General features: G+C 64.9%; 14 protein-coding genes. 2 read left to right on the top strand and 12 right to left on the bottom strand.

Translation table 11 applies throughout. The annotated features are described in order from the left end of the window. From DI526_RS11670 to DI526_RS11615, 12 genes are all read right to left on the bottom strand, one after another. A partial coding sequence (locus tag DI526_RS11670) for a hypothetical protein (protein ID WP_304277807.1) occupies positions 1 to 540 on the bottom strand: 540 nt, incomplete at its 3' end. After that, positions 537 to 1,187 carry a hypothetical protein gene (locus DI526_RS11665; protein WP_304277804.1) on the bottom strand — a complete coding sequence of 217 codons (651 nt, stop codon included), beginning with the start codon at positions 1,185 to 1,187 and terminating at the stop codon, positions 537 to 539. The genes DI526_RS11665 and DI526_RS11670, both read right to left, overlap by 4 nt. Before the next feature lie 331 nt (positions 1,188 to 1,518). Then, the gene (locus DI526_RS11660; protein WP_304277801.1) at positions 1,519 to 1,935 is read right to left on the bottom strand and encodes a CopG family transcriptional regulator; all 417 of its coding nucleotides are present in this window, start codon (positions 1,933 to 1,935) and stop codon (positions 1,519 to 1,521) included. Positions 1,936 to 1,943: 8 nt separating this feature from the next. Then, complete coding sequence (locus tag DI526_RS11655; protein ID WP_304277799.1) at positions 1,944 to 3,899, bottom strand: conjugal transfer protein TraG; 1,956 nt, start codon at positions 3,897 to 3,899, stop codon at positions 1,944 to 1,946. Between the two features lie 13 nt (positions 3,900 to 3,912). Then, complete coding sequence (locus DI526_RS11650; RefSeq protein ID WP_304277797.1) at positions 3,913 to 5,631, bottom strand: DUF3363 domain-containing protein; 1,719 nt, start codon at positions 5,629 to 5,631, stop codon at positions 3,913 to 3,915. Positions 5,632 to 5,856: 225 nt separating this feature from the next. Next, positions 5,857 to 6,693, bottom strand: coding sequence for a lytic transglycosylase domain-containing protein (locus tag DI526_RS11645; RefSeq protein ID WP_304277795.1), 837 nt, complete (start codon positions 6,691 to 6,693; stop codon positions 5,857 to 5,859). Between the two features lies 1 nt (position 6,694). Next, complete coding sequence (locus tag DI526_RS11640; RefSeq protein WP_304277793.1) at positions 6,695 to 7,207, bottom strand: S26 family signal peptidase; 513 nt, start codon at positions 7,205 to 7,207, stop codon at positions 6,695 to 6,697. Continuing rightward, positions 7,204 to 7,662 (bottom strand): DUF2840 domain-containing protein, encoded by a 459-nt coding sequence (locus tag DI526_RS11635; protein ID WP_304277791.1) that lies wholly within the window; start codon positions 7,660 to 7,662, stop codon positions 7,204 to 7,206. Before DI526_RS11635 ends, DI526_RS11640 begins: the two co-directional genes overlap by 4 nt. Positions 7,663 to 7,675: 13 nt before the next feature. Then, entirely contained in the window at positions 7,676 to 7,963 is a 288-nt protein-coding gene (locus DI526_RS11630) for a helix-turn-helix domain-containing protein (RefSeq protein WP_304277789.1), read from the bottom strand. 119 nt (positions 7,964 to 8,082) lie between these two features. Continuing rightward, positions 8,083 to 8,826 carry a DUF2285 domain-containing protein gene (locus tag DI526_RS11625; protein ID WP_304277787.1) on the bottom strand — a complete coding sequence of 248 codons (744 nt, stop codon included), beginning with the start codon at positions 8,824 to 8,826 and terminating at the stop codon, positions 8,083 to 8,085. Between the two features lie 159 nt (positions 8,827 to 8,985). Further along, the gene (locus DI526_RS11620; protein ID WP_304277785.1) at positions 8,986 to 9,207 is read right to left on the bottom strand and encodes a helix-turn-helix domain-containing protein; all 222 of its coding nucleotides are present in this window, start codon (positions 9,205 to 9,207) and stop codon (positions 8,986 to 8,988) included. 102 nt (positions 9,208 to 9,309) lie between these two features. Next, positions 9,310 to 9,528, bottom strand: a complete 219-nt coding sequence (locus tag DI526_RS11615) for a helix-turn-helix domain-containing protein (RefSeq protein WP_304277783.1) — start codon at positions 9,526 to 9,528, stop codon at positions 9,310 to 9,312. 19 nt (positions 9,529 to 9,547) lie between these two features. Between DI526_RS11615 and DI526_RS11610 the strand changes: the two genes are divergently transcribed. After that, entirely contained in the window at positions 9,548 to 10,171 is a 624-nt protein-coding gene (locus DI526_RS11610) for an RNA polymerase sigma factor (protein WP_304277781.1), read from the top strand. Next, entirely contained in the window at positions 10,147 to 11,187 is a 1,041-nt protein-coding gene (locus DI526_RS11605; RefSeq protein ID WP_304277779.1) for a FecR family protein, read from the top strand. The genes DI526_RS11610 and DI526_RS11605 overlap by 25 nt, the downstream gene beginning before the upstream one ends. Positions 11,188 to 11,377: the final 190 nt, after the last annotated feature.

Here is an 11,377-nt window from a genome sequence, read left to right as displayed (position 1 = left end):
TTCGAAGTCGTCGTCGCCCTCAAAAGTCTTCAGAATTCGGGCTGGACCAGGGAAGACTTGCACGAGTTTTCCCCGGGGGACGGCGTCGAAGTCCATGAAGTCGACGCTGTAGCGATCAGGTCCTATCGAGAACTCAAGCTCGACAGTGTCGATCCAAGATCGCACCTCGGGCTTTAGCGCCCGGGTGTCACCGCGCAACGCCCAGAGCGCGACTTCCAGGATAGTACTTTTGCCGACTTGGTTGGTGCCGTTGCTCAGGGCCGCGTACAATCCGACAGTAAGGTCCCTCCATTCGAAGGTGTAGGCACCGTCTGTATGGCCCGTATCCCTCTTCGTTCCGCTGAACATCAGGCGGCGGAGCGTCAGGTGATCGGCTCGTCGGCTCGGAGCTTCCTCCTGGACCTTCAGTTCATCCAAAAGCAGATCGACTACGGCGAGCGTAACTTTCGCCTTGTCGGCGACGGCTTCGCGAAACGGCGCGATCGGCGCTGGCGTGGCGGCCGGCGTGCCGTCCTCATGATCGGTCACCGGTTTGCTCACGAGCGCCCCTCAAGATTGGCCAGCCTTGCGCGAACTTGGGCGGCGATGGACGCAATGGTCTCGCCGTTGGGCGCGTTGGCGTATTCTGGTTGTTGGTATTGCATACGAGCCAAATCCTCCCCCGAGCGCCCGCTGCAAAGCTCTCCGACTAGGCGGGCGCGATCGGCGTACCACTTCGCCTCGGCGAGTTCGGCAACCATCCGCGCAGCAACCTCGGCACCCCGCTGGAGAAGGAAGTAGCGCTGGCGCCGGGTTTGTGGGTGACGCAAAGTCTGGGCAAGACCGTAACTGATCAGGGGCGCCAAGCCCGTGTCGATCGGCTCGAAGGCCCCGTAGAGGTATTTGGCCATGGCGTCCCGACGAACTTCTGGTTCCTCGGTGCCCAAAATCGCTTGGGCCTGCCGCAGCCACTTGGCTTCGTTGGTTTCGCTGTAGAGGTTGAGCAGCGCATGCGCGAGGTGGTCGGGATTTCGGACCCAGAAATCCATTTTCTGCAGACGCTTCTGAGAGCCGATAACGAGAACCGCGAGCGGAACTGGCAGGGGATCGGCCAAGGCGTCGCCGCACTCGGCCAGAATGAAGAGCAGGCGCATGGCGTCGCGGAACTGCCGGGTCGGCTCGTCAATATAGACATTGGAAACGGTCAAGACGCCGGGAGCCCCCGCTCTCTGTTTGCAACAGGCTAGCCTCACAACGTACGCGCGACAATGTGGGAAGGTCACGCTTCGAGTACGCCGGTTCCCTCCTGAGAGATGTTAGCTAGCGGCACACCAGGATCTGCACGGGGCGCCGAGCGACGGCCGTTGAACCTACGCGCGCGCGATGCACTCTTTGTCAACGAAGTTCGCCACGTCATGTTCGGCCTGTTCACTCCGTTTCTCACGAGCATCGTCGAGGTCGGCCCGAAAGGCGAGATCGTGCGGAAGATCAATCGATACTGGCCGACCGCAAGCGGACCTTCCCAGGTTCGCCTTAGAGTCACTTCCCCCCCTTCCCCTCGCTCTCCTCAAGCACCTCGCTGCGCAGCAGTCGCCCCGAAGCCAACCGGCGCGATAGAGCCTCCAGAAATCCTGCATAACGCTCCTGCCCCTTGGCACTCTGAGCTCGCTGATCGCCCCCGGTTAGGCTGGGGGTCGCCGTCAGCCAGGCCTTGACGAAGAGCGCCACCGCTTCGTTGGAAATGGTCACATCCCGCTCCAGGCGATCGATCGCGCGGCTGATCCGGTCAAGGCGCCTGGTGAGCGCGGCTTCGGCCGCCTCGCCGCTGTCTGGCGACAGGTATGAGGCCACCGCCGCCTGGACGATTTCTGACTTCGATCGCTTCATGCGCCGGGCAGCGGCATCGAGGGCTTGGGAGAGATCCCGCGTCAGGAAGACCTTGGTCTGGATTTTCACGGCGCCGCTCACAGCGGAATGCCGTCATCGGGATCGAGCGCGGCCTGGCGCGCGGCAACCCGAAACCGGCGCTGCTGTTCGGCCTGTGTCGCCTCATCGCCGTCGGGGTCCAGGTCAAGCCAGTTCTCCGGCGGCACCTGTTCGGTCGGCGGCCGGACAGGCGCCTCGAACTCTGGTGCAAGGCGATGTCCGCCTTCATCCGCCTGTCCACTAGTAGCCGGCGTTCGCGCCACTTCCGTAGCGATCGCCGCGGTCCAGTCCAACGATGGTCCTTGGGGCAACGCCCCGAGGTTCGCCGGCGGTTTGGCCACGCGGCCGGCCAACTCACGATCCAAGAAATAGCGGACCTTCGTCGCCCGGATGGGCGGCAACCCCGACACTTGCACTAGAGCCTCATCCGCGGGAAGCTGCATCACCTCGCCAGGCGTCAGCAGTGGTCGAGCGGTTTCTTGGCGGCTCACCATCAGGTGGCCAAGCCAGGGTGAGAGGCGGTGCCCGGCGTAGTTCTTCATGGCCCGCATCTCCGTGGCGGTGCCGAGACTGTCGCTGATGCGTCGGGCGGTGCGTTCGTCGTTGGTCGAGAACGCCACCCGGACGTGACAGTTGTCCAAGATGGAATTGTTCTCGCCGTAGGCCTTGGCGATCTGATTGAGGCTTTGCGCGATCAGGAAAGCTTTGATCCGATAGCCGGCCATGAAGGCCATCGCCTGCTCGAAAAAGTCTAGCCTTCCAAGCGCCGGAAACTCGTCGAGCATCAGCAGCAACCGAGGTCGATGACGCGCTGTCTCCAGGCCTTCGGTCAGGCGGCGGCCGATCTGGTTGAGGATCAATCGGATCAGGGGTCGTGTACGGCTGATGTCGGACGGCGGCACCACCAGGTAAAGCGTCGCCGGTCGGCTAGGCGCTACCAGGTCGTCGATCCGCCAATCGCAACGCGCCGTCACGGTCGAGACGATCGGATCCCGATAGAGGCCAAGGAACGACATCGCCGTCGACAACACCCCCGATCTTTCGTTGTCGCTTTTGTTCAGTAGCTCCCGGGCCGCGCTGGCCACAACGGGGTGAATCACGTCCCCGAGATGGCGCGTCGCCATCATCGCCCTCAGGGTCGCCTCGATGGTCCGGCGCGGATCGGCCAGGAAGTTGGCCACGCCCGCCAGAGTCTTGTCGGTCTCGGCGTAGAGAACGTGTAGAATGGCGCCGACCAGAAGGCTGTGACTGGTCTTATCCCAGTGCGACCGGCGCTCCAGCGCCCCATCAGGGTCCACCAGGATGTCGGCGATATTCTGAACGTCCCTGACCTCGGTGGGGCCCCGACGCACCTCCAGGAGCGGATTGTAGGCGCACGACGCCGGGTTGGTCGGGTCGAAAAGAAGCACCGGCCCCACCTTTGCTCGGCACGCGGCGGTCAGCTCCCAGTTCTCACCCTTGATGTCGTGCACGACGGCCGCGCCCGGCCAGGTCAGCAGGGTCGGAACGACCAAGCCGACACCTTTGCCCGATCGGGTCGGCGCGAAGCACAAAACGTGCTCTGGCCCATCGTGACGTAGATAGTGGTCCTTCAGACGGCCCAGCATCACGCCGTCGGCGCCGAGCAGGCCCGCCGCCTTCGCCTCTTCCAGGTTGGCCCAGCGCGCCGATCCGTAGGTCGTGACTTTCTTGGCCTCGCGCGCGCGCCAGATTGACATGCCGATCGCCACGAAGACGGCGCTCAACGCGCCGGCGGCCGCGATAAACGCGCCGCGCGCGAACACCGCCGGCGCATAGGCGTCGTAGACGAACCACCAGATGAAGAATGCCGGCGGCGGATAGATCGGCCAGTCGCCAAGCCAGAACCAGGGTGGACCCAACTGTGCCTGGAAGCCCAGACTCCATGCCGTCCACTGCGTGGCGGCCCAGACACCAGCCACGGCCAAGACGGCGACGACCAATATCTGGTCCCAAACGATTTTCGTTCCGCTCATGGGTTTTGACCTTTCAAAGTCCAATCCCCCGCTTGCGTCCCAGCGCCCAGTCGACCCCGCCACCCAGGCTCATCGTTCCCTTCACCTCCTGGCCGAGCCGCTCTTCCAGCGCCCGCGTCCAAGGCACCAACTGAAAGCCCATGCCGTCGTCGATCATCGCAAAGCGGCCGGAGATGAGGTCGAGGCGTCGGCGATAGATCCCCGCGACCTCGTCGCCTGGCTTGACCTGCTCCCAGCTCGCGCCCGTCTCGGCGGCGACGTTGACCGCGGTGCGCTGCAGTTCATTTGCCCGAAGCTTGGCGATCAGCCCCGGGCGGGGCCGACCATGGCGGTCCGCCAAACCCTGGGCCTGAAGCTGAGCGCGCCGCTGTTCGATGGCGTCGCGGACCTCCCGGCCAAAGCCATGATCGGCCAGGGGCGCGGGATCGGGGACCACGAGCTGGCGGTCCAGCCAGGTCGCACCGGAGGCCTGGACCTGACGTTCGAGCGGCAGGTCGGCGCGATGCACCAGGTCAAGCACCGGCTTGCCGCCCTCGACGTGGCGCGTCCTGATCTCGACCAGGCCGTCGACCGGCGTGTCGCCCGTCGCGCCTAGGTCTCTGAAGCGGAAGTGATGCAGCCGGCCATCGAGACCGTCGACGACGACATAGGCTCGGCCAGTGAGCTCGTCATGGAGACCTCGGTCGACCAGACGGCCCATGATCGGAGCTTCAAGATCTTCGGCCTGGATCCGCAGATCGGCGAGATCCCGGTCGGCGTCCTGAAACGCCCGATGAAGGGTCTTGATGATGTCGCCGCGCTCGCCCAGGGCTCGAAGTCGTGGCTCCAGGTGTTCGGCCAGACGCCAATGGCCCTGATGGTCTTCCGCCAGGCCGAGACGCTTCAGGTGCTGAACCCGACCGATCAGCCGCCGCTGCTCGGCGCCCTTCGCGCTTCCCGCCTCTGGTCGCAGATCAATCAAGCCGTCATCAGCGATCTGCTTCTGCAGCGCCCGATCGAGACTGGTCCATCGGTCGGCCTCGACCTCGCGATCCAGACTGGCCGCCAACTCTTCGGGCGTGCGAGGACCAAGCTCAAGCGAGACCAGGGCTTCGGCGCGCTGACGCAAGCCGCGGGTCATGTAGTCGGGATCGATGACGAGGTCGCGTCCATCGTCGCCGACGCCCCGGATGAGGATGTGGACATGAGGGTGGTCGGTATTCCAGTGGTCGACCGCAACCCAGTCGAGCCTTGTGCCAAGATCCACCTCGGCCTGGGCCATCAAGTCGCGCGTGGCGGCTCGAAGGTCCGCCAGCGCGGCGGAGTCCTCGGGCGAGACGATGAAGCGGAAATGATGGCGGTCGTCCTCGCAACGCTGGGCGAAGGCGGCGTGGTCGGCGGTTCCGTCGCGGTCGAACATCTCCGCGACCGAGCCGTCACGCGTGACCCCCTCGCGCCGAAGATAGCGCAAGTGCATGGCCAGCGGCGCGGCGGTGTAGCGGTTGCCCCTATGTCGTACGATCCGGGCCTTGACGACCACACGCCGGCTGAAGGTTCTGGCCGGCCGAGTGGCGTGGCGGCCCCGTCCGGAGCGTCGGTAGCGGCCTGGGGTCTTAAGACCCAGAGCCCCCTGCCCGCTCTGACGCGCCGCGCCCAGCACCTCGCTGACGAAGCTGCGGGTCCGTGCGCCGTTGCTTGCGCCGCGATCGCCGATACGGCCCAGGCGCAGGAAGAAGTCCAGATCCTCAGCCATGGCGCCTGCTCCGGCGGAAGGTCCCGGACAAACCCTTGATCTGAAAGCAGGAGGCCCGAAATCCGGGACCTGGCTGAAAATCGAGGTCCCGGAAATTCTCCAGCACCACCAAGGACATGGAGCTGAAGGGTCCCGTCCCTTTAATCTCGCCATCTTTCCCGGACAGACAATCTGACCAAGAACGCACTCTTCCGCCCCCTTTCCTCATCACCAACAGACCCGGCTTCACCGGCCCGCCTCCGATGTGAAGGGAGCGAATAGGGGCGCTTCGAGCGGCCCGGACTGAACCTTCGGACTTGCGATAGCGCCGCCCACGAAAAGGCCCGAAGCACGCCATCCCATGACGCTTGGCGCGCGCTTAGACCCTTGCGCCGACGCCATCCTGCCCACGCTCGCCCGGACGCGCGCGATGTAGGCGATGGTCTCCGGCGGCAGGCTTTTTCTACCGTCGAGGAAGGCTTGGTAGCGCGCGGGACCGGCATTGTAGGCGGCGAGGAACCCATCTTCACCGAAGCGATCGAACATGCGACGCAGGTAAACAGCGCCGGCCACGAGATTGTCGCGCTGGTCGAATGGGTCGCCTCCAAGCGCCAGATCTGCCTGCAGCTCGCGCCAGGTCCCGGGCATGATTTGCATCATGCCCATCGCGCCCTTTGGCGAAATCGCCCAGGCCGCGCCGCCGCTCTCCACCCGAGCGATGGCCCGGATCCAAGTCTCTGGCAGGCCTGATACGCGAGAGGCCTCGGCCACGTAGAGGCCAAGCTCGGGCTGTTCGGCGCCTCGAAAATGCGCCTGGGCAGCCGCCGCTCGAACAAGAGCCAGACAGATCGCCAGCGTGCTGGCGATGGCGGACGCACGCCGGGCACGCGAAGTCTTTGCTCCCAACCCGACCACAACAAGCGTGCGGCCGTGCTCGTCGCCGTCGAGGGAAGCGCGCAAGGCGCGCCGGCCATCCGGCCGCCCTTGACCGCGCCTGCGCGCGACCGCCAACGCGGTCTTGGCCGGGACGAGGAAAGATCGCGCAGAACGGCCGAACAAGGAAAGACCTAGACGCACCGGCATCTCAGCGCTCCCAGGTCCAGAGAGGGTGAAGGCGGCCGACGATCGTTGTGCGCGATAGCGGGCCAAAGTAGCGACCGTCCAAACTATCGGGTGCCTGTGCATTGAGGAGGAACACCTCCCCCTCTCTCAGCCTCTGGCACCCCGAGAGGCGCGACAATCTTCGCCCTTGCCGATCGCGGTCGCGCAAATCGGCCGCGCGACGCCCGTCAATCAACAAGCGGTCGCCGTGTCCGCAGATTATCTGCCCCTCGACCGCCGCGAGGTGTTTGATCAGGCCAACATTGAGCGGCAGATACCCTCGCCTCGCCATCCAGGCCGCGAGCGCTGGTGGCGGTCGCACGAGCACGAGATCTCCGACCGTCGCAGCAGAGCCTGTGCGCCAATAAAAGCCCAGCGGCGCGCTGGCCGTCGTGTTGAAGACCAAGCGCTCGGTCGGGGGAGAGGCGCTGGCGAGCGCCAGGACGAGGCAGCCCGTGCAGCTCGCGGCAAGGTATCGCGCGGCGCTAGGGCTCACAGCGTCAACCTCCGCCGCAGCAGCCAGGCGCGATGACGAGCCCTATCGTACTCTCGAGGTTGTAGGCCGACGCCGACCCTGGCGCCAACATGGCGCCAATAGTCTGGCGCGACTGACGCCGGATGGATGCGCAGCGCTTCTATGCGGTCGACGGTCGCGAGCATCGCTTGGACGCGCGTCCAGCCGCTCAGATCGAGTAGAATCTCAGCCCCCGGAGCGACGAAGGGATAGGTCGTGAAGGCCTGCCCCGGGTGCGCAGCGCGCAGAACCGCGATCCTCGACTCGACGGTCCCGTATTCGCCCGACCGCCAGCGCACGAGCGCGAAGATGGAGCCAGGCTTGAACGAAACGATCCGGCGACGCCGGTCGATGATGCGCTCGCCGGCTGGAGATCCAAACCGGATCCAGCGCTCGATCTGGCCGTCCAACCACAGCAATTCGACCTCGGTCAGCATGGATTTGCCCCCCTCAGTCATGGCGGGAGGGGTGCTGGGGAGGTGCGAGCGGCTTGGCCGCCGGGACCAGATCCGCGCTCGGATCGGTGGTCGAGCGGCGCGCCCCGCGCTCGGCCCAGGCCAGCAGATCCTCAACGGTGTAGACGACGCGTCCGCCGATCTTTCGATAAACAGGTCCCGTACCGAACGTCCGGTGCTTCTCCAGCGTGCGGCTGGACAGATTCAAGAAACGACCGGCTTGGGGCGTGCTGAGGTGCCCAACCAGATCGTCAGGCAGGACACCAGGCTTCGATGTGGACACGTGGGCGCTCCGGGGACTGTCGCCGGGCCTTTTCGCGACCGCGGCGGGTTTCGGTCACCCTGGCGGATTGAATGCGGCCGGAGGGATGGCGAAAGCTCGGGGGCCTCAAAACGCCACCCTCAAAGTCCATCCCAAAGCAGTTTGAGATAGCCTCCGCGCATCAGGCGGCGGCCGGTCCTGACAAGGCGGATCGTTGCGTCACGGACCGAAGCGGTTCGCCAGGCTTCGCGCTCGACGGCTTCGTCTCCGAACACCGTACGCGCGATGTCCCGATAGGTGTCCCGCCGCTCGAATCCGTCCAAGGCGACGAGGCTGCGCGCCAAACGAAGACGCTGTGCCGCCGTCAGCCGAGACCTTGGCGCGCTTCGGCTATTTACCGCACGTTCAAGAGCCTGCACCGCGCGCACGCGAAGACCAAACTCTTGGTCAAATCGCAGGACAACGAGAACGGGTCCGGACCGCTCGCGTGGTCGACGAAAGAGCAACTGCAGCCCCGCGACGAGTCGGAGATGAAGTCCGTCTTCTCCCTCGCGCGGCGCGCCTTCCCATTGTGGTTTTGACAAATAGGGGCTGGTCTCTGGTGCAGGACCAACGATCGGCAAGACGATGCCCGGCGCAACATCTTCGCGCCAAAAGACCCCCGCCTGAGCGTGCGGCAAAGCCGGATCGGCCGGAAAGCGTAGCCCCCAGCGCGGATCCACATCGACGGTATGGCCTGCGAAATCAGATCGGTAGTCCGGATTTCGGCGCAGGAATTCCCAAGCAAACGCCGGAACACTCAGTTGCAGGAGCGGCCGCCATCCCCCGCCGGCGCTTCCGCCCAGCGGCCGATCCGGAACAGAACGGAGGAGCGGCGCGGCCATCTAAGCAGCGCAAACTGCAACCTAGCCGATGACGAGCGTACGCTGCTCTGCAGCGCTCGAAACGGCCACCAACACCTACAGTTTGGGAAACTGTCCCACCGATCAATGCGGACCTGTTCCCATTTCCAAGCGGAAACGCTCCCAAGCTCCAAGACGGCGTTAGGCTATATCACCCATCAGGCTAGCCGCCGTGATGCCGAGCGACCTCGCCAGTTTTAGGATCGTTGTGAAACTTGGGTTGCGCTCGCCCCGCTCGAGGAAGCCAACGTAATTGCGATGCAGATCGGCCAACTCAGCCAGTTGCTCCTGGCTGAGGGCGATCGCCTTGCGCCTGCGCCGAATCTCGCGCCCCAAGGCAGCGAGATCATCATTCGCAGCCACCCCGTAGATTTCGACGGGTCATCGGCAGATCACTACATACTGCCAGTGTGTATATTCAATCGATCAACAGGCGAGAAGCAAGCGCATGTCGTCGCCCCTGCTCTATCGCTCTGGAAATAATGACTTAATAGAGACGCCCAAAGCGCCCGCAATTTCACCCAAAGATTCGAGACTCGGCATTCGCTCCCCGCGCTCGATGCATCCAATTGTATTTCGGTGCATTCCAACTCGGTAGGCGAGTTCTTCTTGGCTGATCCCACGGGCTTTCCGGATCAGCCGAATTTGGTGCCCCAAACCTAAAATTTCGTCACGATCAACCACGCTGGACAGTCGCCGCGCGATGATTCAATCTCTACACACTCACAGTGTGTATCTGCTCCCCACCAGACCGTTGAAGCGGTCGATAGCTCGCAGATGCACCGCCAGTGGAAATGCGCAAATCTCCATGACAGCGGTCCCTTCGCCGACGTTGCGGCCCCCACCCCAAAGCAAAACCGCCGCTCTAAATTCTGAAGCTCTCTTTCGAGACCACGCGACCTGGCTCGCCACCACGCTCCGACGCCGCTACGGCGCTGAGGCCGCTGACGAGCTGACCCAAGAAACCTTCGTTCGCCTCGCCAAGCTTCCGCCCGCCGAGACGCTTCGCGACGCACGGGCTTACCTGCTTCATATCGCCCGCAACCTGGCCAGGAACCGCCACCGCGACGGGCGCAAGCGCGCCACCGAACCGCTCGACGAGATCGCCATCGCGGCCGCGCGGGTCGAGGGGCCGCAGATGCAAGCGGTGCTCTTTCGGCAGATCATGCTGGCCCTGCCGCCAAAGTTGCGCGATGTTTTGGTGCTAAACCACGTGCGTGGCTTGACCTACCCAGAGATCGCGAGGTTGCTCGGCATCTCGGTGAAGGCGGTCGAAAAGCGCATGAGCAAGGCGCTGGCGCTTTGCGCGGCGGCGATGCGCGACTGATATCCGGGCCGGACATGATCGACGAAACGAACCGCCCGACCGATATCGAAACCGAGGCGGCCGACTGGTACGCCCGCCTGAACTCCAATGTCGTCGACAATGCCGACCTCGCGCGGTTCGAGGCCTGGCGCCGCTCATCCCCCGAGCACAGAGCGGTCTATGACCGTGTCTCTGCGGCCGCCGCCAAACTTCGAGCCTTGCGCGGCGATCCGGGCCTGGAGGCTCTCGCGGACGAGGCCATGACGCGCGCGTCCCGGGCTCAGGCGCGGCGCGCGGGAATTGGAGGCCGGATCGGGGTCGGCGCGGGCGTTCTGCTCGCCGCGGGTCTGGTCGTTGGTGCCATCAGCCTCGGCCAGGGCGCGGGGCAGCGCTACGAGTCCAAGATCGGCGAGCGCAAGGTCGTGCGCCTCGACGACGGCTCCGAAGTCATCCTGAACACCGATAGCCGCATCGCCGTAAAGCTGACCCGGCAGGCCCGCCGCATCACGCTCGTCCGCGGCCAGGCGCTGTTCGAGGTCGCGCATGACAAGAGCCGCCCCTTCGTGGTGCGCGCGGGCGACACGTCGATCACCGCCGTCGGCACGCGGTTTGACGTTTATAGGCGGCCCGACGCGGTGCAGGTGACCCTGAGCGAAGGCAAGGTGGCCGTGCGCGAGCGCGCTGATCCAGCGCGATCCTGGATGCTGTCGCCGGGCCAGAAGATTGTCGTGGGCGGTTCGGCGGTCTCGAAACCGTCCGCGGCCGACCTCCCCGCGGACACGAGTTGGACGTCGGGCCAGTTGGTCTTCCACAACACGCCCCTTGGCCAAGCCGTCACTGAGGTCAATCGCTACAGCGCCAGGAAGGTGACGCTCGCCGAAGGCGCGCCGCACGACCTGCGGATCAACGGCACCTTTCCGACCGGCGACATCGACGGATTTGCGCTGGCGGCGAGCAATATGCTCGACCTCGAGCGCCGTCCTGTCGCCGGCGCTCAAGCCATCGAACTGCGGGCGAGGTCCTCGCCGCCGCCCTGACGTCATAATTTTTTCACGCGCCGGTAGGGTGAACCACCCTCCCAGGTGTCTCCCCCCATAACGCCCGCTTCGAGCGCCCATCACGATGATGCGGCCCGGCTGGCGAGCTGGGGGTGTTTGAATGTCGTTGTCGTCTCGCCGCGTCCTTTTGGCCTTTGTGTCTCCGATCGCGTGCCTCGCCGCGACGCCA

Source organism: Caulobacter segnis (assembly GCF_003243465.1).
Classification (GTDB): domain Bacteria; phylum Pseudomonadota; class Alphaproteobacteria; order Caulobacterales; family Caulobacteraceae; genus Caulobacter; species Caulobacter segnis_A.
The sequence above is the reverse complement of the archived record's forward strand: the minus strand, read 5'-3'. Positions and strand labels throughout refer to the sequence as shown.

Bases quoted from the DNA above. Each gene is read 5' to 3' on its own strand.
- DI526_RS11655 (WP_304277799.1), bottom strand. From the start codon at position 3,899: ATGAGCGGAACGAAAATCGTTTGGGACCAGATATTGGTCGTCGCCGTC.
- DI526_RS11650 (WP_304277797.1), bottom strand. From the start codon at position 5,631: ATGGCTGAGGATCTGGACTTCTTCCTGCGCCTGGGCCGTATCGGCGAT.
- DI526_RS11645 (WP_304277795.1), bottom strand. From the start codon at position 6,693: ATGCCGGTGCGTCTAGGTCTTTCCTTGTTCGGCCGTTCTGCGCGATCT.
- DI526_RS11635 (WP_304277791.1), bottom strand. From the start codon at position 7,662: ATGCTGACCGAGGTCGAATTGCTGTGGTTGGACGGCCAGATCGAGCGC.
- DI526_RS11625 (WP_304277787.1), bottom strand. From the start codon at position 8,826: ATGGCCGCGCCGCTCCTCCGTTCTGTTCCGGATCGGCCGCTGGGCGGA.
- DI526_RS11610 (WP_304277781.1), top strand. From the start codon at position 9,548: ATGATTCAATCTCTACACACTCACAGTGTGTATCTGCTCCCCACCAGA.